Here is a 20,536-nt window from a genome sequence, read left to right as displayed (position 1 = left end):
CGTCCTGTCCGCGGATCCCACGCGGCCGTCGGTCAGAAGGCGCCGCAGTTGGACGGTGCGGGCCGCCCGGCGAACCGGTCGTTCAGGTAGGCGACCGCTTCGGGCATGCCCGCGACCAGCGGCAGCGCGTGATTGACGGCCAGGCCCGGCAGGATCGGCGGGGTGGTGTTCGTGGAGAACTGGACAGTGGCGCCGAGGGCGCACCAGTCCGTCGCGAGCCGGTGACCCTGGCCGTAGGGCACGATGTCGTCCATCGTTCCGTGCTGCACGAGTACCGGCACCGACGGCTGCAGGCGTCCGATCCGCTGCGCGGCGATGGCTTCCTTCGCCTCCGGCAACCGGTCGACGACCACGCTCAGCGGCTCGCCCGTGCGGGTGTAGTCGTTCGTGCGCTGGAAGCCGTAGCGGAAGATCGTCTCCGGGGCGCACTGGTTCGCCACCGACTGCAGCATCTCGCGTCCCCGGTCGTTGATCTCGGCGTCGATGAGATCCCGGAGCTCGGGGTAGGCCTCGCCCAGGCCGTTGATCGTGTAGCCGATCACGCCGGTCAGTGCCGTTCCGTCGACCTGGTTCAGCGTGGCCTCGAGGTCCGCGGGCGGCGCACCGGCGTAGACGCCCACCAGGTTCAACTCGGGTGCGTAGGTCGGCTGCAGTTCGGCGGCCGCCGACACGGCACCCCCGCCCTGGGAGTACCCCCACAGGCCGACCGGCCCGTCGGGGGTGACGGACGCGGCGGGCAGGCTCTGGGCCGCCCGGACCGCATCGAGCACCGCGTGCGCCTCCGCGAGGCGGTTGACGTAGGTGTGGTGGCCCGGCGTCCCGAGACCGTCGTAATCGGTGACGACGACGGCGATGCCCTGCAGCAGCATGGTGTTGATCGACAGCAGTTCGTACTCGGTGAACAGGTCGAGCGGCGGGGTGTAGGACACGAGCGAGTTCAGCTGCTTGGACGGCGCACACTGGTCGCCTTGGCCCTGGGTGCCCGGCGCGATCGCGACGAGCGGCCGCGGACCGGGACCGTTCCAGGGCAGCGACGGCTCGAGGTAGGTGCCGCCGACGGCGTTGGGGTCGCCGTTCGCATCGAGGCTGCGGTAGAGCAGCCGGGTGCCCTGTGCCGGGAACACGCCCTGCGGCGTCGGGACGCGGACGGCGAGGTCGGACGGTCCGCTGCGGAGTACGGCGCCGGAGGCGCCGGCCAGGTCGAGCGGAGGATCGTAGAAGTTCGCGTCCGCGCCCGCCGTCGCCGGCGCCGCGAGCATCGTTCCCGTCAGCGCCGCGGCCGTCGCCGCGGCGCCGACCCATCGTCGGGCGCGCCCCATCCCCATCCCCATCCCCATCCCCACGGTCCCTTCACAGGTCGATGTCCGTGTGTCGGACGACACAAGCGGTACGCACTGTAACAGCTAACTTACCGGCGCGTAAGTGCGCATTTCGCATCTTGTGACCCGCACACGAGGTCGCGATCCGTCGTTTGTGCCCCCGCATCGCCGCTGGTCGGAGACAATCCGGGCATGACCGCGGAGCGCAGCGAACCGCACCTGCACCGGCTGACCACCCCGCACGCCGCCGCCGCCGTCGGGATCGTGTTCGCGGTCCTGTTCACGACGAGCATCGTCCTGATCCGTCAGGCGATCCCGGCGGACCCCTTCGGCACGACCGAGTGGCTGGACGCCGGCCGCTCACGGCTCACCGTCGCACTGATGCTGTCCCAGTTCGCCTGCATCGCGTTCCTGTGGTTCATCGGTGCGCTCCGGCACCGGCTGGGCGACCTCGAGGACCAGTTCTTCTCGACGGTCTTCGTCGGCAGCGGCCTGTTGTTCCTGGCGCTCATCCTCGTCACGATGGCCAGTGCCGGCGGTCTGCTCCTGGCGGACCAGGCGGCGGCCGTCCCTGCCCAGGAGTCGGCCGCCTTCGCGCACGCGCTGATCCTGCAGATCAGCAACGTCTACTCGATCCGGATGGCCGCGGTCTTCATGATCTCGCTGGCCACCATCTGGATGCGCACCGGGCTGATGCCCCGATGGCTGGTCGCCCCCACCTACCTACTCGCTCTCGTCCTGCTGTTCGCGGTGACCGAGGCGCTGTGGCTCACCCTGGTCTTCCCGGCCTGGGTGGCCGTGATCAGCCTGTTCCTGCTGACCCACGCCCGGCAGGCGTTCCCGCCCCGGCGGACGATCCGGCCGAGAACCTGACAGGTGCCACCCCCGCCGGATGCGAGAGCATCCGTCCGCAACTGCCGCAGCCTCGAGACCCTGGGTGCGCACGGGCGGTGCTGATCTCACGCGCGAATCCTAGTGGTCCCTGCAAGATCCCGCGCGATGCTACGGCGCGGCTTCCCCGGCCGTGGCCGAGTCGGTAGCAAGATGTACGCCGATCGTTGTCTACAGGAGGTTTGACATGGCTGTGGGAGTCGGTCTCCGGATCGGGAGCGTGGTGTCCACCGCGGTCCTCGCTTCCAACGACCCCGGCAGTCCCGATCCTGTCGTCATAGCCCGGGACACCGTCCTGCACATCGACTCCGACGGCACCACCGTCCTCGGCGGCGCCCCGCATCCGGCCGGCGAGGCCCGCTACCTGTCGGGATTCCTCGGCCGGGTCGGCGATCCCGCCGGCGTCACCGCCAGCGACGGACGCATCTACCGGGCCGAGGACTCGATGGCCACGGCAATCGCCTGCCTGCTGCACGAATGCCCCCCGCTGCCACCGGACAGCGGACCCGACGGCGACCTGCCGAGCGTCACCGCCACCTACCCGTCACGGTGGGACCAGTCCACCGTGGCCGCACTGCGGGCCGCGCTCGACTATGCGGACCTGCGGCACATCGCCCTCGTGTCGGACGCCGAGGCGGCCGCGACGTGGTACGCCTCGGAGATCTCGGAGACCCCGGGACAGCTCGTCGGCATCTTCCACGTCGACGACGGCGGCTCGACCGTCAACCTCGTGCGTTCCGGCGTCTCGGCCGGCAAGGCGTTCCGGTTCGCCGCCAAGAGCGCCCCGTCCCCCGCGGCCCAGCTGGCCACCGCCCTCGGCGCCTTCGGCTGGCTTTCGCACAATCTGGACGCCGTCGTGGTGATGGGCGACGGGTTCGTCGCGCGCGACCGCTCGCACGTGCAGTCCATCGCGGACAGCCTCGCCGCGAAACTCGGGGTACGCACCCTCGTCGGACCCGGTCCCGAGCAGACCGCCGCCCTCGGGGCCGCCATCCTCGCGGCCGGCTTCACACCCGCACGCGTGGTCAAGGCGCGGATCGGACTGCCCCCGTCGTACGACGTCACCGATGTTCTCACCGGTGGCATTCCGCGCATCCGTGAACTCGAGGCGGCCGAGCGTGCCCGGGCCGAAGCGGCGGCCGAACGGGACAGGGCAGCGGGCGCACCCGCGAGCCCCGCACCCGTTCCCGCGACGACCGGCGCCGACCACCGATCCGGCGACGCGCGGCCCGAGGACGGCGACGCCGACGACACCGCCGGCGCGACGCTCACCTCCACCGCGACGCCGCCGAGCCGCAACTACTCGGCGATCGGAGCCGTGGTCGCGGTGATCCTGTTGCTGGCCTTCGCGGCCGTCGCGCTGCTCTGACCGCCCGGTTCAGTTCTCCGCGAGGCTGGTCAGCACCGCGGCATCCTCCGCACCGAACTTGTCCTCGAGGACCTCGGGGCTGTAGTCGAGATCGATCTCCTCGACGGGCCGGCCCCGGGCGGATTCGATGGCCCCGAGCCGTCGCTGGGCGCGGTCGGCGGCGTAGGAGACGAACTCGTCGGGATCGAGACCGAAGGGCTGTTCTTCGAACTGGTCGTTGACCCACTGGATCATGCCGAGCGCGAGCGGCAGCAACTCCCCCATGCGCTGCTGCACGACATCCCAGTTCGAGTCGTCGGCGGCGACGTGGCGGCGGCACGTGAAGGTTCCCCATGCCATGTGCCGGCGTTCGTCGTCGCCGATCCGGCGCACGAGTTCCTGCATCCCGGGCAGGATCCCGCGTTTCGTGCACACCTTCTGCCAGGCGTAGTACCCGGTGAGGGCGAGGCTGCCCTCGATGACGTGGTTGTAGGTGACGCTGGCGCGGACCTGGCTGGCGGGGCTCGGATCGGTCTCGAGGACACGCAACGAGTGGGGCAGTTCCTCGTAGAACAGCTGCCGGTAGTAGGGGTTGTCCGCGACGTAGGGGTGCAGGTCCGCGGTCAGGCCCACCGCGTCCATCCACAGCCGGAAGACCTGGGTGTGCTTGGCCTCCTCGAAGCAGAACTGGGTCAGGTACATCTCGTCGCCGAGACGGCCCTCGGCGGCCATCGCCCGCAGGAACGGCTGGATGTCCTGGGTGACGGCTTCCTCACCGGCCACGAACTGTGCGACGAGATAGGTGGCGCTGCGGTGCTGCTCGCTGTTGAGCTCGTTCCAGTCGGCGGCGTCGCGGCTGAAGTCCAGATCGAGCGGATCCCAGAACTTCGCGTTGCCCTTCGCGAACAGCCGCAGCGGGAAGGCGTCCCAGTGCAGTCCCCCCGCGCGCAGGGTTCCGAAGCCCTGACGTTCCGGCAGTGCTGTAGTCATGAGCGTGCCGCCTTTCCTCGACCCGGATGGACGCGTGCCCTGACGGTAGCGCCATTTCGGCCGGGTGTGACGGGAACCATACAAACTGTAGGTACGGCGGTGCCCCGGCCGGGATTCCACGCGGATCCCGGCCGGGAGCAGGCTCCGTCAGCCCTCGAACAGGGTGTCACCCGGGTATCCCCCGGGACCGAATCCGGGTGGGACGGCGAACACCGCCGACCCGACCGGGGTGATCCACGGGTTCAGCGCGTCGTGCTCGGCGAGCCGCTGTTGCACCGGGACGAACTGCGCGTCCACGTCGGCCTGGTACGCCGCGAACAACAGTCCGGCGCCGTCCGGGTCGTCGTAGTTGTAGCCGCGTCGCAGGAACTGCTCGTTCGCGTTCCGGGGCCGCGCCCGGGCGACGTGCGATTCCGGAGGGATCACCGGAATGCCGTGGACGTCGGTGGCGGCGAAGTCCGGATCGTCGTGCTCCCGGCTGCCGGTCAGCGGCGCCCCGGCGGCCAGGTCCCGGCCCACCGCGAGCTCCCGGGCGGGCCGGTCGAGCTCGTCCCACGTGTCGAGTTCCATGCGGATTCGCCGCAACACCAGGGACGTGCCCCCGGCCAGCCAGGCCGGGGCGCCGGGATTCCACACCTGCCGGTCGAAGTCCGTGCTTCCCGCGGCCGGGTTGACGGTGCCGTCGACCTGACCCATCAGGTTGCGCATCGTGGTCCCGGTGGGCTTGGTGCCCACCGCGTTGCGGAATCCGCGCTGGATCCAGCGCACCGTGGCCAGCGATCGCACGCTCTTGGCGAGCGTGCGAGTCGCATGCGAGACGGTGACCGGGTCGTCGGCACATACCTGCAGCAGGAGGTCACCGCCCGACCAGCGCTCCTCGAGGCGATCGATCGAGAACGCCGGCAGCGGCCGCAGCCACTCCGGCCGCTGCGCCTCGAGACCGGCCGCGTCGAACACGGCAGGGCCGAATCCGACCGTCACGGTCAGCCGCGCGGGATCGAGGGCGAGTTCGGGCTCGGTGTCGCCGAGGGCGGGACTGCCCCCGGCCAGCCGGCGACCGTCCTCGGCCCACACCTTCATGATCCCGACCAGCGCGCGACGGTCGAGTCCCGGACGCAGATCCAGCGCGACGAAGGCGGCGAAGGCCTGCGGGTCGGTGTCGATGCCGGCCTGGTGCACGCCGTGGAAGGCGACCGTGCGCCCACCGGTGGGCTCGGGCTCCCGCGTGGCGGCGTACCCGAGACCCGTCCCGACTCCGGCCGCGCCGATGCCGGCGGCGCCCAGGACGGCGGCGCCGCCACCGAGGAGACGCCGCCGGCTCAGCTCAGCCACCGTGGTTCGCCCCCGCGCCGGCGCTCGGCTGGTAGTTCTCCTGCGCGCCGGAGAAGTCGCGGACCTGTGCGGTGAACTCGGTCGTCGAACCGTCCTCGAAGGTCAGCTCGAAGGTCACTTCGGTACCGGGCAGGACCGGCTCGACGAGGTCCATCAGCATCAGATGGTCGTTGCCGGGGGCGAGCGAATGGGTGCTGTGCGCGGGAATGACCAGTCCGTCCGCCTTCTCGCGCATCACCATGGCGCCGCCGTCGCCGGCCGCCATCTCGTGGATCTCGGTCCGTGCCGAACTGGGGCTGGCAGCGGAGACGATGTGGATGTCGGTGTCGCCGGTGTTCTCGAGTTCGGCGAATGCACCGGTCATGCCGGATTCGGCGGCCTTCGCCCACGCCGAGGAGACGGTGAGCGAGTCCGCGGACGCGGCGGCGGGCTCGTCGGACGAGCATCCGGCGGCGAGCAGGGTCGCGGCCGCGGCGGCAGCGAGGAACAGGGTCTTCTTCATGGGGATTCTCCGTTATCGGTCCGAGGGCGCACGGGTGCGCGCGGTCACCGCGGGGCGCGGTGACCGAGAGGGGTCGGGTTCAGACCGTGACGGGAGGGCCGCGAGTGCCGAGACCGGCGGCGACGAGCAGTCCCCGGCGGAGCCGGGGACGGTGGACGACGGGCGTCCACGCGGGGACGGCGACGGGCGCCGGCGCGAACGACATGGGGACCGCGCGAGCGAGGGCGGCCAGCCCGACCCGGCAACCGTGTTCGGCACCACGGACGAGTAGCGCCGCGACGACGATTGCCCCGGCGTGCGCGGCGAGCATGCCCGGACCGGGGACGTGGACGTGCCCCGCATCGAGGGAGAGGGCGCCGTGACCGACCACCTGACCGGCGGCGAGCACGCCGACGATCGGCACGCGAGTGCCCGCGGCGAGCAGGCCCACCGTCATGGCGGCCGCCAAGAGCAGGACCGCCGGCGCCTGCCCCGGGACGGAACCGCCGGCGAGGGCATGGGCGGCGATGCTCACCGCACCCGACATGCCGCCGACGAAGGCACCGCGCACGCGCGCGACGACTTCGTTCTCGGCAGACATGCAGCCAGGATACGCGCCCTTTACTACGGGGAGTAGTAACAACGCTCACAAGGGGGCGCCCGCCAGGGAGTCCGACCCGACCCGCGGAGAGCCCGGCGGTGCACGCAGTGCGTGGCTCGTCGTTTCACGTGAAACCAGCCGGCACACAGTCGCCTATTGACAATAGGCTGTCATATTGACAGCATATTGTCATGATTGAGACCGTGCATGTGGCCGTGTACAACACCTTCGCCGATTGGGAGGTCGGCCACGCGATCGCCCATATCAACAAGCCTCTCTGGCACAAACACCCCGGCCGGTACACCGTCGCCACGGTCGGCACCACGCTCGAACCCGTCACCACCATGGGCGGAATCCGCATCCTTCCCGACACCACCCTGGACGAGGTGCGGCCCGACAACAGCGCGATGCTCGTCCTGGCGGGCAACGACATCTGGAACACCGAGCAGTTCACCCCCTTCGCCGACCGGGCGCGTGAGTTCCTCGAGGCCGGGGTTCCGGTGGCCGCGATCTGCGGGGCCACGGGCGGGCTCGCCCTCGCCGGCCTGCTCGACGACCGCGCGCACACGAGCAACGCCGCCGAGTTCCTGGCCGGGCTGGGGTACGCCGGCGGCGACCTCTATCGCGACGAACCGGCCGTCACCGATCGGAATCTGATCACCGCGAGCGCCACCGCCCCCGTCGAGTTCGCCCGCGCGATCCTCGAACGCCTGGAGGTGTTCGAACCGCACGTCCTCGAATCCTGGTTCAAGCTCTACGGCCGACGCGACCCCGCCGGCTTCTACGAACTCATGGCCGGATGAGCGAGCGCCCGGAACAGGAACTGCTCAGCGGCCTCGCCCTGACGTCGTTCCGGCTCAACGGTCAGTTCCTCGAGGTGGCCGAGACGCTGGCACGTCCGTCCGGTCTCACGGCGGCGTGGTGGCAGGTCCTCGGTGCCGTGCTGCACGATCCCCTGCCGGTCGCCGGCATCGCCCGGGCGATGGGGATCACCCGCCAGAGCGTGCAGCGGATCGCCGACCTGCTGGTCGAGCGCGGCCTCGCCGAGTACCTGCCCAACCCCGCCCATCGGCGCGCCAAGCTCGTCACGCCGACCCCCGCGGGCCGTGCGGCGGTGACCGGGATCGATCCGGCGCACGCCGCCTTCGCCCGGCGCCTGGCCGATGCCGTGGGCGAGGAAGGTCTGGCCGCCACGCTCACCGCGATGCGGCAGCTCTCGGCGGTCCTCGACGAACTCACCGAGCAGGTGTGAGCACAGACGACGGCAGGCCCGGACATCGGTGCTGTCCGGGCCTGCCGTCGAATCGTTGTGGAGCCTAGGAGATTCGAACTCCTGACATCTGCCTTGCAAAGGCGATACACGCCCGAGGCCAGAGAGCCGAAACCCTCCTTACCTGCTGAAACAAGTCACTCAGCATCGCACTAGATCACCCCGGAAAACGGGTAGATGTGTCCAAGCTGTGTCCACTTCTCCCGCCTTGTCCGGGCGTTATCGTTCGGCATAGAAGTCGCCAATGGTTGAATGGCGCCATGACTGTGGCCGTGTGGGTAAAGGTCTTCGATGGCATGGTGCTCGCAACAGACTCCGCGACCACCTTGTCGACTGGCGGGCCCTCACCTGAGTACCAGGTGTACAACAACGCCGACAAGATCTTTCATCTACATCGCCAGCTCCCAATAGCTGCGATGACCTGGGGACAGGGAGTTGTCGGACCGGCGAGCATCTCATCCCTCTCCAAGAGCTTCCGCCTCAGGTTGATGGGGCGCAGCAGCCACTATCCAGACTGGGAGCTGAACCTCGGTTCATACACCATCAAGGAGATAGCAGAACGGGCATCGGAGATGTTCGCGATTGCAGCAGCCGATGCTGGCATGACTGAGTACCAGGGCGAGCTTGGTTACCTGGTGTGTGGGATCTCGAGCGACTGCGATCAAGCAGAAGCCTGGCTGCTGCGATTCCAGGGGGACACACTTCAGCCTGAACCTGAGCGAGTCTTGTCGGATGGCGAGTACGGGTTTCGTGCCTATGCCCAGCCAAGCGCGGTGAATCGCCTGTTCAATGGGTATGACGACAGACTTAGGGCGATCTTGATGCAAGCCGTCGGCCCTGAGAACACCACAGCGCTTGAAGGAATCCTTGCGCAGCAACATTTGGACCCTGTTCAGCCGGGTATGCCGATTCCGGATGCGATCTCGCTGGCACGGTTCATGGTGGAAACGACGGCGGGGTATACACGATTCCGTGTCGGAGCGGATACTGTAGGCGGACCGGTCGAGGTTGCGTCCATCAGTCCGCATGAAGGCTTCAAGTGGATCAGCAGAAAGCACTACTTCACGACCGCACTCAACCAGGGAGAACTGCAATGAGCTACATCCAGATCGTGCAAAACGGGGCCGAGAGAGGTTCACCCCCTCAGGACGCTTCTATCTTCCGCTCTGGAGGCCAGACGAAGCAGTTCTCTCAGCGTCCCCGCATCACAGCTACACGGCCGACGACTTCGAAGCCGTCCCGCGAGACCGCCGAGTCTGCACCAAAGAAGGCCTGACACTCTCCAGACGTATCGAACTGACCACAGCACTCCCGTCGACTGGCCGGGAGTGCTGTCGTTACTCTGCGCATGCCTGCGGCCGCGCAGCTGCAGTACATCTCGCCTAGCAGAGTCAGCACTCAGGGAACATCATGTGTCCGGCCTTACTCGCCTTCCTGGGACTGAAGTGCGCCAAGTTCGCCTTCTGCACAAACAACCAATTCGGAGAAGTCTTGTGATCCCGACGCTGATGACGACCGAAGAGGTGATGGCGGTGTCGCGCCGCGGCGTGAACCGTGTTCGCCGGGCCGCGGCCTCCGGTGCTCTGAAGGCCCAGCCACGGCCCCCACGTGGGCGGCTCCTCTTCACGGAACAGAGCGTCGTCGACTGGATCGAGCAGGGCTGCCCAGAGATGCCGGCCAGTCGGAACAAGTCCCGACTGCGCGTTGCTGGCAGGGTTAGCTCTGGCCATGAATGACACACAGATCGGTCCAAAGTTGCTGCTGTCCGCCGCTGAGGCCGGCGACGTGATGGGTGTCGACGAAACCACCATCCGCAAGATGTGGTGCGCCGGCGACCTCCCCTTCATCCGCATCGGCCGCGGCCGCAAGGTCACCCGCCAGTGGCTTGAGGAGTACATCGAAGCGCACAAGGAATGCTCACGGGCGCCCTAGTGCGCCGTGACTGGTGAAGTCAGCCCCATTTCACTCCCGGCCGTGCCGGCCCGACATGAGGCGGCCGACCGATCGTTGCCTCACACACTCGGCACATCCAGGTACGGTGACCGCCAGCGCCAGGTGTGCAGTCGCATGGAATCCACCCCACCAACACCAGGCGCGGCCCCAAGCTATGTCCGTTCGTTATGTACCCCTATGTAGTCGATGTCAGCGCTTGTCCGCGCAGGGGAGACCGAGACATGTTCTGACAGTTATGCATCCGGCTATCAGCAGTTTGCCGTAGCGTCCGGACGCATGCCGGAGAAGCCGACGTACAGCGTGACGTCAGCGATCCATACCCAGACCGGTGAGCAGCGATTTGTGATCGTCGATCGCGACGGGCGCATGCACCCGGCTGGCACCGCGTGGCTGCAGTACCTCAGCGACAGTGGGCGATCACCCCTCACTGCCCGTGAGTATGGACGCCGGGTCGCGGGATATCTCTCCTGGTGTGCCCAGACGATGGACTGGCGCACGGCAACGCTCAGTCATATCGCGTTGTGGCGACAGATCGTCGCGGCCACTCCTATGGGGAAAACAAATGGTCCGGCGGTGACTCGGGCAGCGTCGACTGTCCAGTTGTGGGTCATTGCTGTGCGCTCGTTCTATGAGTGGGCCGATGCGCATGAGCTGCTGGAAACCGATCTGATCGCGCGGATGACGCAGCTCAAGTACTTTCCTCCCGGCACTCGAGCGGGCGGTGAATTCGGCGTCACCCGTCGAGTGTTGGTCGATTCTCTACGGTCCGTGACGGAGACCGAAGCCACGCCGCGATGGATCGCGGATGCGGATGCTCGCACGGCTCTCACCCATCTCGAACTCGGCACCCGAGACCGCTTCCTGGTCGATCTTCTGTCCACAACAGGCATCCGTGTGGGCGAGGCGTTGTCGCTGTTCGTGGCCGATCTGCATTTCGGTGGAGGTTCGAGGCAGCTGGGTTGCCATCACGTCGACCCGCACTTTCACGTGCGTGTCGGCAACTCGGTGGAGAACCGGGCCCGCGCCAAAGGGCGGCCTCGAACGTTGTTCGTTCATCGTGATGTTGTCGAGGCCTACATCGACTATGCCCTGGAGCGTCGAGAGATCCTCTCGGCGGCCTCGGTCCGTGATTCGAGTCCGCATGTGTTCGTCAATGTGCGCTCCGAGCCTCGTTGGCTGGGACGAGCGATGAGCTACCAGTCGGTGAAACGACTGATGGACCGGTGTTCACGAGCTATCGGCCATGATCTGAGCGGTCCGCACATGCTGCGCCATACTTTCGCCACCCGGCTGTTGCGTGGGATCGACTGCGACCCGGTACCGATCGATGTTGTCCAATCGCTGCTCGGGCATGCCAGCATCACCTCGACCCGGATCTACACCCACGATGTCGAAACTGCGATGAAAGCGGCTACCTCGGCGCTGGCACCCCGCCCCACGCCGCCGATGACAGCGTCGCGTTGATCGGCGTCGGCGGCGGTGCTGCGCTCTCGCTGTGGACAGAAAGCGGTTCACCACCGGTCCTGACATGGCGCGAGCACCTGTTGAGCCACATCGATACGCAGTGGCGACCGGGCGAGTACGACCATCGCCGGCTGATTCTGATTCCGAGCCCGGACAATCCTCGGACGCTGTTGCGGCGCTGCTGGCGCGAGGGCTGCTTCCATGTTGTGGACGGGGTACGACTCTGCCCGTCGTGCACCGCCGAGCACGCCGTGACCTCGGGACAGTCGTTGGAGGAGTTCTGTGCTTCTCCGCCGATCGTGCGTCGGGACATACGCACGTGCCTAGTCGGATGCGAGCGCACGACCCGCCGAACCGGCCTGTGCTACGCACATGCCAGGCATTACCAGAATTCTGTCCACAAGCACGGTGCCGACCTCGGCCTCATGGAGTGGATCGAACTCACCCGGCCGACGATTCTGGAGAAGACGCCATCATGCGCGATACCCGGCTGCCGGTACGACCAGGTCACCGCGACGTTATGTTCGAACCATCGAACAGCGGCACAGTGCTGGCTCACTACCTGGAACGCTGCCGGCCGGACACCACCCGCGGATGTGAACCTCTGGATCCAGCGCTCCGCGGAACCGATCGACGAGCAGACCGGCCGGACCATGGCCACGTTGCGTGCGGTGCCCTTCGGTTTGTTGGAAGAGCCTCTCCGTTTCGAGCTCGTCTACGCCCTGCAACTGCGCGACACCGACGCCAAAGCCAGCCTCGACCCCGTCCACCTCCGACATATGCACCACGCATTGCGTCGCGGCGGGGTGAGCACTCTCATCGGCTCGGATCCGCTCCAGGTCGCTGAACTCACCACGTCCACACGAGCTGTGCGGGTGTTGGCCGCTGACTGCGTCCGCCGGATCGAAGCAGAACACCGCGTGTGGTCCGGACGTGACGATCGGGATCCGAGGTTGATCCACTTCGTCGACCTCGATCTCACAGATCACCATCGGCCGGGCCCGAAGGCTGTGGCGGATCTGAACGGCTTCACCCAGAACTGGATTGTGGAGAGTGTGGCTCACTGGATGTGGAACACCCGCACCCACACCACCACCATTTCGCGGATGCTCGGGGCATGGCGTCTCGCCGATCGGGTGCTGAGTGTGCACGACAAACCGCCGTCACGGCTGAGCGCGACTGACATCGACGCCATCGTCCGAGCGATCACCGCGAAATGGCCCTCCGCGACCGAGCAACGACGCCGGATGACGATGCTCTGGACGCTCATCGAGTACGGGCATCGGGTGGACGACCTCGAGCACATTTGGAAGAACATCCCCTCACGGTTCGGTCGAAACCGCACGACGCACAGGCCGAAACCGCGCAGCGGTACCGGACGCGACGACGACGAGCCTTTCCGGTTCGTACCCCAGCCAGTCGTGGATTGGCTTATGGACCATCTCCACCTCGTCGAGCGCGACACCGATTACCGGACCATGGAGGCGCGGGCCTTGCTGTTTCTGCTCGAACGCTGCGGCCGCCGGCCCGTCGAGCTCTTGCATCTGCGCGATGACTGTCTGTCCTTCGACTCGTCCGGACACCCTTTTCTTGAGTGGGAGCGCATCAAGGCACCCCGGAGCGCGGGAAAAAGGTTGCCCATCCACCGTGAGACCCATGACTTGATCCGGCAGTGGCAAAAGGTCAAAAGTGAGTGCGGGATCGAATCGCAGTGGCTGTTCCCGTCGAGCAGGTATCGACATCGGGACGACCCCTACGGGACCGGGTATTTGCTGTCCCGACTGCGGGAGCTTGTGACCGCGGTGCTCGAGCATGCGCCGTACCCCGGCCGGGTCGAAGGTGCCGGCGGAAACCTGATCGACTACGACCTGCGGACCATCGATGCTTATGCCCTGCGGCACGCCTACGCGCAGCGCTACGCCGACGCGGTGGATGCGGACGGCCGAAGCACGACACCCCCCGACGTGCTGCAGGCGCTCATGGGTCACAAGTCGTTCACCACGACGATGATGTACTACGAGGTCGGCGCCAAACGCCGCAAGAAGGCACTCGCAGCCATCCCGCCCCGGAGAATCGATTCCTTCGGCCGCGTCGTCGACGTCAATCCCGAGCGCGATGGCTTCACTCGAGTTGCCGTCGCCCTCGGACACTGCGAAGAACCACAGAATGTCGCGTTGGGCGGCGATGGGTGCATGCTCGCCCACGCGTGCGAAGCCTGCCCGTTCTTCCGGGTCGATCCCCTCGAACGCGATGGCATGATCGCCAAACGGGTCGACCTGAAGGTACACCTCGAGCGGGCGTCGGTTATCGGAACTCCCCAGCACATGCTCGATCACTATAGAGCCCGAATTGACCACTGCACCAACATTATCAACGCGATCGACGACTACCTTTCCACCCTCCCTCCCGAGGAGGGCGCGGCGATCCGGGTGGCGCTCGACAGCATGGCCGATATCCGACGCCGCGCCACCTCCGCACGACGAATCGACCTTCGCTACCACCTGAAAGCAGTCGACCAGCCATGACCACCACCGCGGCGATCGCCGGTTTGATCCACTACAACTCCGCCAGAAGCAAGCAGAAGACGCAGGCGGTCCTCGACGCCGTCGCCGAGCTTCGCGAGAGCCCGCGGGGTCGAATCACCAAATCGATCGTCGCCAGGCACGCGGGCGTCTCCCGCGAATTCATCTACGCCCATCCCGACCTACGCCAGCTCATCGACGCTGCCGCACGGGAACTTCTACACAACACGACGTCGATCCCCTCGGAAAACGCGAGCATCGACGGACTCCGCGCCCAGAACCAGACGTTCGCCGCCAAGATCTCCGACCAGAAATCCGCCATGGCGCACTTGCGGTCCACGATCCAGGAATTACAAAGACAGCGGCAGCATTATCTCGGTGACGCACTCGCTCACTCGACCATCGATATCGGCGATCACCAACGCCTACAAGCGGATCATGACCGGCTTGCCGCTGAAAACATCGCACTACGGCACCAAGTGCTTCAACAAGACAACCTCCTCGCGGAACTTCGCGAGGACCTCGCTGCATCCCGACGAGCACACGCCGAGGACCTCGCGCACCAGAATTGTGCGGACGGGACGGTCCCGCTCCACGGCCGGAGGGTGTGACGACTCACCCGTTGTCGGCCCATCAGAGACCGCGGTAGCGACGCTGACGAGACGGTTTCCATTCATCGTTGGTTAGCGGTTATTATCGCCGTATGGCGATTAATAGTGTGGATGGGTGCCTCGCCGCAGCGGGCACCGAATCGAATCTCGATGCGGCGGTGGCGTTGTTCCACAGCCTCTCCGACGGCACCCGACTGGCGATCGTGCGCAGCCTCGCCGGCGGGGAAGCCCGAGTAGCGGACCTGGTCGGCGAGCTGGGATTGGCACAGTCGACAGTGTCGGCGCACGTGGCGTGCCTGCGGGACTGCGGCCTGGTGCAGGGCCGGCCGCAGGGCCGGCAGGTGTTCTACTCGCTGACCCGACCGGAACTGCTCGATCTGCTGGCCTCGGCCGAAACCCTCTTGGCCGCCACCGGCAACGCCGTCGCGTTGTGCCCGAACTACGGCACCGGCACCGACACCGGGGTGACGGCATGAGCGACGCCTGCGGGTGCGGCCACGACGAACCCCGCGTCGAAGGCGAGGACGAGCACGAGCCGGACAAGTGGTGGCAGGTCACCGAGATCCGGGCCGCCGCAGTGGCCGGTGTGCTGCTGATTGCGGCTCTGATCGTCCACCTGATCGGTGGGCCCGACGCTCTCGGGACGGGCTTCGAGGCGGTGGCGCTGATCGTCGCCGGCTACACCTTCGTCCCCTCCACCCTGAAGCGGCTGGCCAAGGGCAAGATCGGCGTCGGCACCCTGATGACCATCGCCGCCGTCGGCGCCGTGCTGCTCGGCGAGGTCGGCGAGGCCGCGATGCTCGCGTTCCTGTTCGCCATCAGTGAGGGCCTCGAAGAGTACGCGGTCACCCGCACCCGCCGCGGCTTGCGCGCCCTGCTGAATCTGGTGCCCGACACCGCCACCGTCCTCCGCGGCGGCCGTGAACAGACCGTCGCCCCCGCGGAGTTGAGGCTCGGGGAGATCATGATCGTCAAGCCCGGGGAGCGGCTCGCCACCGACGGCACCATCCGCACCGGCCGCACCGCCCTGGACACCTCCGCGATCACCGGGGAATCGGTGCCGGTCGAGGCCGGACCGGGTGATGAGGTGTTCGCCGGATCGATCAACGGCACCGGCGTGCTCGAGGTCGAGGTCACCGCCGGCGCGCAGGATAACTCGCTGGCCAAGATCGTCAAGATCGTCGAGGCCGAGCAATCCCGTAAGGGCGAGGCCCAGCGTCTGGCCGACACGATCGCCAAGCCCCTGGTCCCGGGGGTGATGGTCGCCGCGGCGCTGATCGCCGCGATCGGCAGCGTGTTCGGCGATCCGCTGGTGTGGATCGAACGCGCCCTGGTCGTGCTGGTCGCCGCCTCCCCGTGTGCGCTGGCGATTGCGATCCCGGTGACCGTGGTCGCCGCGATCGGCGCCGCCTCCAAGCTCGGTGTCCTGGTCAAGGGCGGTGCCGCCCTCGAAGCGTTGGGCCGGATCCGCACCGTTGCGCTGGACAAGACGGGCACCCTGACCCGCAACCGACCCGAGGTCATCGACGTCGCCACCACCGGCGGCGCCACCCGCGCCGACGTCCTGAACCTTGCAGCGGCACTCGAGGCCCGCAGCGAACATCCCCTCGCCGCAGCGATCCTCGCCGCCGTCGACGACTACACCCCGGCCGGGGACGTCGACGCGGTCCCCGGCGCCGGACTGACCGGACACGTCGGCGGCATCCCCGCTCGCCTGGGCCGGCCGGGCTGGATCGACCCGGGCCCCCTGGCCGCCGATATCGAGCGGATGCAGCACGCCGGAGCCACCGCGGTGCTCATCGAACGGGACGGCACCCTGATCGGCGCGATCGCGGTGCGCGACGAACTGCGCCCCGAAGCCCGCGACGTCGTTGCGGGGCTGCGCCGCGACGGCTACACCGTGGCGATGCTCACCGGCGACAACGAGCGCACCGCACGAGCGTTGGCCGCCGACGTCGGCATCGACGAGGTCCATGCCGATCTGCGTCCGGAGGACAAGGCCCGCATCATCGACACCCTCCGCGGTACGCGGCCGACGGCGATGGTCGGCGACGGCGTCAACGACGCCCCGGCCCTGGCCACCGCCGATCTGGGGATCGCGATGGGCGCGATGGGCACCGACGTCGCCATCGAAACCGCCGATGTCGCCCTGATGGGTGAGGACCTGCGGCACCTGCCCCAAGCCCTGCAGCATGCCCGACGCTCCCGGACGATCATGTTGCAGAACGTCGGCCTGTCGCTGGCGATCATCACCGTCCTGATCCCCCTCGCGTTGTTCGGGGTGCTCGGGCTGGCCGCCGTCGTCCTGGTTCACGAGGTCGCCGAGATCATCGTGATCGCCAACGGGGTCCGCGCCGGCCGCGCCCGCGCCCTCGCCGGCCCGACGCCGGGCATGCCCAAACCAATGTCGGCGTCTACGGCCAGCGCATGACCGGTACACCGATCGCGAGAGTGCGGCCGCCGTGGCGACTGCTGCTCGTGTCCGGTGTCGTCGATGCTCGCACTGAATCCAAGGAGTCCGCACTATGACCGCGATGTCCACGATCGTCCACGCCGCCTACACCGCCGAGATGGCGGCCGCCCGCGCCACGTCCGTGGACAGCGAGCGGTGGGCGCACCTCGAGCGTGCGCACATCCTGTCCCAGCCCTACCCGTGGCCGCACACCCGCAACCACCTCGCCATGCTCGGTCTTGCTCTGCGCCAGCGTGACCGTCGTGAAGCTCTCGGTCAGGTAGTGCGGGTCATCGTCGCGTCTCCCGGGTCCACGCTGGGCCGTTACCCCGAGGGCAACACCGGTCGTACCCGTGCCGGGCTGATGACCCGGATGACGGTGCCGGCCGACCTCGCTGAAACCCTCGCCGCACAGCATTGATTTCCTCGAGTGTCCTCAGGCAGCACAGCGAATGGGCACAGTATCCACAGCAACTGACACCCCACAGCCCGCTGGCCAGCAAAAACCGACGTAGGGGTGAGATAAGCGGCGGACATAGCTTCGGCACACGCTCCACGGACGTCACCACCCGAACAGATTCGCACGCTTGCTCGACTCGGGACAGTCCCAGTAGCGCGGGCCGGTGGAGCGGAATGCATGGGGGAGCATCGGCCCTCACCCAGAACAAGGAACAGCCTTTTCACCGACTCGGTCCGCCCTGAAGTCGCGGGTACGTCGTACCCCTGAGAACATCCCACCCATGAATCTCGATGGCATCGATGTTCCATGGGTCTGTAAGACGCTCGAGGAGTTCGTACAGGAAGTGCGACCTATCAAGCCACCCTCGCCATCCGGCGTTGCGCTAGCCACACCGCAGCGCCATGCAGCATGTGGACGCGTTAAGGCGATCGAACTGGCCGAAGTAGCACGCCAGGTCCTCGACCGCCTGTACCCCGAGTGGCAGGCAGAAAATGGACCGAGCAAGTACTTCGAGTTCAAAAGCGAGCGCGACAGCGCGATGAGGCTCCTCGCGCGACTGCGCAGCTTTGAGGAAGTCCGGCGGCACCTTGGTAGCGTCGACCCTTCTCCACGCCTGGTAGCAGGTGCAATGCATCCCATCGTTTGGGGGGCTGCCAAGACACAATGGTCGACTGGCCATCGGCACGAAGCTCTACTGGCTGCAGCGAAAGCCGTCAACTCCTACCTGCAGACAAGACTGAACCGACGAGACGTGTCCGAACAGGACCTCGTCAAACAAGCCTTCAGCGAGAAGGACCCTGAACCCGGCAAGCCCAGGCTCAGGTTTGACGACATCGAAGATGAACAGACCAAGAAGTCGATGCAGAACGGCGCACTGCAATTCGGTGCGGGATGTTTCGCAGGAATCCGGAACCCAGTCGGCCACCTACCGAACGAGCAGGTAGACCTCAGCGAGCAGGAGGCGCTTGAGCAACTTGCAGCGCTGAGCGTATTCGCGCGATGGGTAGACCGCACGGAGATCCTTCGCGACCCTTCAGAGTCTGAGGTATAGGAAGTCGATCAGTTCGGGCCCACGGGGCCAGCCGCCTTAATGCGACAACTTACAATTCCCGGCCTCTCAGATCGTCGACGGGTCGAACGGCGGATACGGCACAGCCCGACCGATCCGCCGTTCCTCATCCCAACGAGCCACGACACCGCCCGGCCAACCGTGAGCGTCGTCCCACTCGCCGCGGGCATCACACCACTGACTGAACGTATCCCACTGGGGATCCACGACACCACGGCGCTTGCACCAGACGGTGAAGTCCAACAACTCGGCCGGCACCACCCCCGGCCTCTCCCGGCGCTTCACGACACCACTCCCTTGATCCCATACGTCCCCCGAGTAGCCCGACGCTGCTGCTTCGGCGCATCCTCCTCCTGCACACCCGCCTCCAACCCCAGCGCCGCGACCAGGCGCGCGAACGTGATCCGCTGCTGCCGCAACTCCGGAAGCGCCGGATGCACCCGCACCCCCTGCGGCGACTCGTTCAACACGCCGTCGCGCTCGAGCACTTTCTGCAGATCGTCCAACGCATCCGCGGTACGGCACGCCTGCAGCAACAAGGCTTGCTCGTGCTCGGCCAACTCGAAGTCTGTGAGCGTGTCCGTCCACAGACGCTTGCCTGCCACGCGGAGGCCCCGCGGTGGCTTCGGAACATCGGCCACAAGAGGCCTCCTAACAGTCGAATAGGGCCATTTGGTTCAGGCCGCGGAGAGATATGTCCGCCTATGCCGGAGGTGGCGGGTGTGGGGGTGGGTGGGGGTGCCTCCCCCTGGGGGTGGCGCGCCGGCCAGTGCTTCCCTGACCGGCCGGCGCGCATGGTGCTGCTATCCCCAGCTGTCGAGCTCGATGGGACGCGGGATCACGGAGTGGAGCGCCCGCGCGAAGCTGTCGTCGCCCGCCACGCTCAGATCCAGGAGTTCTTGCAGATACTCGGCGTCGAAGGGCCGAGCTTTCTCGTATGTGTTGATGACGTCCATCCAGGGCCTTCCGTTGAGGGGGTTCCGCTCTGCGTATGCCCGCCGAAGCAGTGCGCCCTGAAGCACCCGGTCACCGGACACGACCGCGTTGTTCATCATCGTGATCGCTTCGGCTTCGTTGGCGACGGCGGAAGCACGGTCGGAGGCGTCGCGATAGGAGATCACCTCGTGTGCTGCACCGTTTGCAGTTCCGAACAGCATGCGCTGTAGAACTGTGATGCGGTTCTCACGGGCGAGTTTGGTCGAGCTGCGCAGCTTGTCCATCTGGGCCGAGCTGTGCTTGTAGGCAGCTTCAAGCTGCGCGCGCTTGCCCTCGTCGCTCAGATGTTCGTCGCTTCGGATGTCCTTGACGGCTCGGGCGAACGCGGCTCCGATATTGCTTGCTTCCTTCGCGAATGGGGTGTCTTCAAATCGCTGCACGCTGGTCTCCTTGGTGGCGTTGTGTGCGGTAGTGGGCGACGTCGTCGCGGTGGATGCGCCATCGACCGGCGGTGTTCTCGGCGTTGAGAGCTCCGGTGCTGATCGCCTTCCGGACTGCCCGGTCGGTGATGCCGAGGTGTACGGCGGCTTGGGTGGTGCTCATCCACTGGTCTGATGATGTCGCGGGTTCCGGTGGTGCGGTGTCTTCGGTTCCGGTTGCGGCACTTCGCCATACGAGTGCGCTGATTCGGAGGGCTCCGAGGACGGAGTCGATTTCGGGATCGAGTCCGCGGCTGCTGATGCGGAGGGTGTTGAGGTCTGCTCTGCGTTCGAGCCAGGCGGCTACCCGGGCGGGGACGATCACGACGTGACCGTCCCCGTGTAGGTAGTGCTCGAT

22 protein-coding genes are annotated in these 20,536 nt (G+C 67.0%); 14 read left to right on the top strand and 8 right to left on the bottom strand.

Annotated features, from left to right (window positions below; genetic code table 11):
- Positions 1-32 precede the first annotated feature (32 nt).
- Entirely contained in the window at positions 33-1,325 is a 1,293-nt protein-coding gene (locus tag F1734_RS02190; RefSeq protein ID WP_017682274.1) for a lipase family protein, read from the bottom strand.
- A 186-nt stretch (positions 1,326-1,511) separates the two neighbouring features.
- Here F1734_RS02190 and F1734_RS02185 point away from each other — a divergent pair, with 186 nt between their 5' ends.
- Together F1734_RS02185 and F1734_RS02180 are read left to right on the top strand one after the other, a co-directional pair.
- The gene (locus F1734_RS02185; protein ID WP_010595463.1) at positions 1,512-2,192 is read left to right on the top strand and encodes a hypothetical protein; all 681 of its coding nucleotides are present in this window, start codon (positions 1,512-1,514) and stop codon (positions 2,190-2,192) included.
- Between the two features lie 205 nt (positions 2,193-2,397).
- On the top strand, positions 2,398-3,579 hold the full coding sequence (locus F1734_RS02180; RefSeq protein WP_064066398.1) for a DUF7159 family protein: 1,182 nt from the start codon (positions 2,398-2,400) through the stop codon (positions 3,577-3,579).
- A gap of 9 nt (positions 3,580-3,588) precedes the next feature.
- On the opposite strand, the gene F1734_RS02175 is transcribed toward F1734_RS02180, so the two are convergent.
- The 4 genes from F1734_RS02175 to F1734_RS02160 form a co-directional block, all read right to left on the bottom strand.
- The gene (locus F1734_RS02175) at positions 3,589-4,548 is read right to left on the bottom strand and encodes a R2-like ligand-binding oxidase (protein WP_010595461.1); all 960 of its coding nucleotides are present in this window, start codon (positions 4,546-4,548) and stop codon (positions 3,589-3,591) included.
- Positions 4,549-4,695: 147 nt separating this feature from the next.
- Positions 4,696-5,880, bottom strand: a complete 1,185-nt coding sequence (locus F1734_RS02170) for a Dyp-type peroxidase (RefSeq protein WP_040273121.1) — start codon at positions 5,878-5,880, stop codon at positions 4,696-4,698.
- Complete coding sequence (locus F1734_RS02165; RefSeq protein ID WP_010595459.1) at positions 5,873-6,382, bottom strand: copper chaperone PCu(A)C; 510 nt, start codon at positions 6,380-6,382, stop codon at positions 5,873-5,875. Before F1734_RS02165 ends, F1734_RS02170 begins: the two co-directional genes overlap by 8 nt.
- A gap of 79 nt (positions 6,383-6,461) precedes the next feature.
- Positions 6,462-6,962 carry a hypothetical protein gene (locus tag F1734_RS02160; RefSeq protein ID WP_010595458.1) on the bottom strand — a complete coding sequence of 167 codons (501 nt, stop codon included), beginning with the start codon at positions 6,960-6,962 and terminating at the stop codon, positions 6,462-6,464.
- Between the two features lie 191 nt (positions 6,963-7,153).
- Between F1734_RS02160 and F1734_RS02155 the strand changes: the two genes are divergently transcribed.
- The 12 genes from F1734_RS02155 (at position 7,154) to F1734_RS02105 (ending at position 18,745) form a co-directional block, all read left to right on the top strand.
- Positions 7,154-7,765: a type 1 glutamine amidotransferase family protein gene (locus F1734_RS02155; protein WP_064066400.1), complete on the top strand. Its 612-nt coding sequence runs from the start codon at positions 7,154-7,156 to the stop codon at positions 7,763-7,765.
- On the top strand, positions 7,762-8,214 hold the full coding sequence (locus tag F1734_RS02150) for a MarR family winged helix-turn-helix transcriptional regulator (RefSeq protein ID WP_010595456.1): 453 nt from the start codon (positions 7,762-7,764) through the stop codon (positions 8,212-8,214). Before F1734_RS02155 ends, F1734_RS02150 begins: the two co-directional genes overlap by 4 nt.
- 278 nt (positions 8,215-8,492) lie before the next feature.
- Positions 8,493-9,329 carry a hypothetical protein gene (locus F1734_RS02145; RefSeq protein ID WP_203011311.1) on the top strand — a complete coding sequence of 279 codons (837 nt, stop codon included), beginning with the start codon at positions 8,493-8,495 and terminating at the stop codon, positions 9,327-9,329.
- Between the two features lie 411 nt (positions 9,330-9,740).
- The gene (locus F1734_RS26520) at positions 9,741-9,968 is read left to right on the top strand and encodes a helix-turn-helix domain-containing protein (RefSeq protein WP_420803908.1); all 228 of its coding nucleotides are present in this window, start codon (positions 9,741-9,743) and stop codon (positions 9,966-9,968) included.
- Positions 9,961-10,164, top strand: a complete 204-nt coding sequence (locus F1734_RS02140; protein ID WP_203011310.1) for a helix-turn-helix domain-containing protein — start codon at positions 9,961-9,963, stop codon at positions 10,162-10,164. Before F1734_RS26520 ends, F1734_RS02140 begins: the two co-directional genes overlap by 8 nt.
- Before the next feature lie 297 nt (positions 10,165-10,461).
- Positions 10,462-11,649 (top strand): tyrosine-type recombinase/integrase, encoded by a 1,188-nt coding sequence (locus F1734_RS02135; RefSeq protein ID WP_061064897.1) that lies wholly within the window; start codon positions 10,462-10,464, stop codon positions 11,647-11,649.
- Positions 11,646-14,174: a tyrosine-type recombinase/integrase gene (locus tag F1734_RS02130; RefSeq protein ID WP_230304629.1), complete on the top strand. Its 2,529-nt coding sequence runs from the start codon at positions 11,646-11,648 to the stop codon at positions 14,172-14,174. Before F1734_RS02135 ends, F1734_RS02130 begins: the two co-directional genes overlap by 4 nt.
- A complete protein-coding gene (locus tag F1734_RS02125) occupies positions 14,171-14,782 on the top strand; it encodes a DUF6262 family protein (protein ID WP_006554650.1) in 612 nt (203 codons plus the stop codon). Before F1734_RS02130 ends, F1734_RS02125 begins: the two co-directional genes overlap by 4 nt.
- 92 nt (positions 14,783-14,874) lie before the next feature.
- On the top strand, positions 14,875-15,258 hold the full coding sequence (locus F1734_RS02120) for an ArsR/SmtB family transcription factor (protein WP_072636221.1): 384 nt from the start codon (positions 14,875-14,877) through the stop codon (positions 15,256-15,258).
- The gene (locus tag F1734_RS02115) at positions 15,255-17,213 is read left to right on the top strand and encodes a heavy metal translocating P-type ATPase (protein WP_006947237.1); all 1,959 of its coding nucleotides are present in this window, start codon (positions 15,255-15,257) and stop codon (positions 17,211-17,213) included. The genes F1734_RS02120 and F1734_RS02115 overlap by 4 nt, the downstream gene beginning before the upstream one ends.
- A gap of 94 nt (positions 17,214-17,307) precedes the next feature.
- Positions 17,308-17,655: a DUF3703 domain-containing protein gene (locus tag F1734_RS02110; protein WP_006554224.1), complete on the top strand. Its 348-nt coding sequence runs from the start codon at positions 17,308-17,310 to the stop codon at positions 17,653-17,655.
- 319 nt (positions 17,656-17,974) lie between these two features.
- Positions 17,975-18,745 carry a TIGR02391 family protein gene (locus F1734_RS02105; protein ID WP_203011309.1) on the top strand — a complete coding sequence of 257 codons (771 nt, stop codon included), beginning with the start codon at positions 17,975-17,977 and terminating at the stop codon, positions 18,743-18,745.
- Positions 18,746-19,044: 299 nt separating this feature from the next.
- Here the strand turns inward: F1734_RS02105 and F1734_RS02100 are convergent, their stop codons facing one another.
- The 3 genes from F1734_RS02100 to F1734_RS02090 form a co-directional block, all read right to left on the bottom strand.
- Complete coding sequence (locus tag F1734_RS02100; protein ID WP_238424079.1) at positions 19,045-19,404, bottom strand: terminase; 360 nt, start codon at positions 19,402-19,404, stop codon at positions 19,045-19,047.
- Positions 19,405-19,566: 162 nt separating this feature from the next.
- Positions 19,567-20,139, bottom strand: coding sequence for a hypothetical protein (locus F1734_RS02095; RefSeq protein ID WP_203011308.1), 573 nt, complete (start codon positions 20,137-20,139; stop codon positions 19,567-19,569).
- Complete coding sequence (locus tag F1734_RS02090) at positions 20,126-20,302, bottom strand: helix-turn-helix domain-containing protein (protein WP_203011307.1); 177 nt, start codon at positions 20,300-20,302, stop codon at positions 20,126-20,128. The genes F1734_RS02095 and F1734_RS02090 overlap by 14 nt, the downstream gene beginning before the upstream one ends.
- Between the last annotated feature and the right edge of the window lie 234 nt (positions 20,303-20,536).

It is taken from the genome of Rhodococcus ruber (assembly GCF_016804345.1).
GTDB classification, from domain to species: Bacteria; Actinomycetota; Actinomycetes; order Mycobacteriales; family Mycobacteriaceae; genus Rhodococcus; species Rhodococcus ruber.
Note: the sequence above shows the minus strand (reverse complement) of the source record. Positions and strands in the feature narration are given on the sequence as shown.

Coding starts and splice junctions, on each gene's coding strand:
- F1734_RS02190 (WP_017682274.1), bottom strand. CDS start 1,325: ATGGGGATGGGGCGCGCCCGACGATGGGTCGGCGCCGCGGCGACGGCC.
- F1734_RS02185 (WP_010595463.1), top strand. CDS start 1,512: ATGACCGCGGAGCGCAGCGAACCGCACCTGCACCGGCTGACCACCCCG.
- F1734_RS02180 (WP_064066398.1), top strand. CDS start 2,398: ATGGCTGTGGGAGTCGGTCTCCGGATCGGGAGCGTGGTGTCCACCGCG.
- F1734_RS02175 (WP_010595461.1), bottom strand. CDS start 4,548: ATGACTACAGCACTGCCGGAACGTCAGGGCTTCGGAACCCTGCGCGCG.
- F1734_RS02165 (WP_010595459.1), bottom strand. CDS start 6,382: ATGAAGAAGACCCTGTTCCTCGCTGCCGCCGCGGCCGCGACCCTGCTC.
- F1734_RS02160 (WP_010595458.1), bottom strand. CDS start 6,962: ATGTCTGCCGAGAACGAAGTCGTCGCGCGCGTGCGCGGTGCCTTCGTC.
- F1734_RS02155 (WP_064066400.1), top strand. CDS start 7,154: ATGATTGAGACCGTGCATGTGGCCGTGTACAACACCTTCGCCGATTGG.
- F1734_RS02150 (WP_010595456.1), top strand. CDS start 7,762: ATGAGCGAGCGCCCGGAACAGGAACTGCTCAGCGGCCTCGCCCTGACG.
- F1734_RS02145 (WP_203011311.1), top strand. CDS start 8,493: ATGACTGTGGCCGTGTGGGTAAAGGTCTTCGATGGCATGGTGCTCGCA.
- F1734_RS26520 (WP_420803908.1), top strand. CDS start 9,741: ATGACGACCGAAGAGGTGATGGCGGTGTCGCGCCGCGGCGTGAACCGT.
- F1734_RS02140 (WP_203011310.1), top strand. CDS start 9,961: ATGAATGACACACAGATCGGTCCAAAGTTGCTGCTGTCCGCCGCTGAG.
- F1734_RS02135 (WP_061064897.1), top strand. CDS start 10,462: ATGCCGGAGAAGCCGACGTACAGCGTGACGTCAGCGATCCATACCCAG.
- F1734_RS02125 (WP_006554650.1), top strand. CDS start 14,171: ATGACCACCACCGCGGCGATCGCCGGTTTGATCCACTACAACTCCGCC.
- F1734_RS02120 (WP_072636221.1), top strand. CDS start 14,875: ATGGCGATTAATAGTGTGGATGGGTGCCTCGCCGCAGCGGGCACCGAA.
- F1734_RS02115 (WP_006947237.1), top strand. CDS start 15,255: ATGAGCGACGCCTGCGGGTGCGGCCACGACGAACCCCGCGTCGAAGGC.
- F1734_RS02110 (WP_006554224.1), top strand. CDS start 17,308: ATGACCGCGATGTCCACGATCGTCCACGCCGCCTACACCGCCGAGATG.
- F1734_RS02105 (WP_203011309.1), top strand. CDS start 17,975: ATGAATCTCGATGGCATCGATGTTCCATGGGTCTGTAAGACGCTCGAG.
- F1734_RS02090 (WP_203011307.1), bottom strand. CDS start 20,302: ATGAGCACCACCCAAGCCGCCGTACACCTCGGCATCACCGACCGGGCA.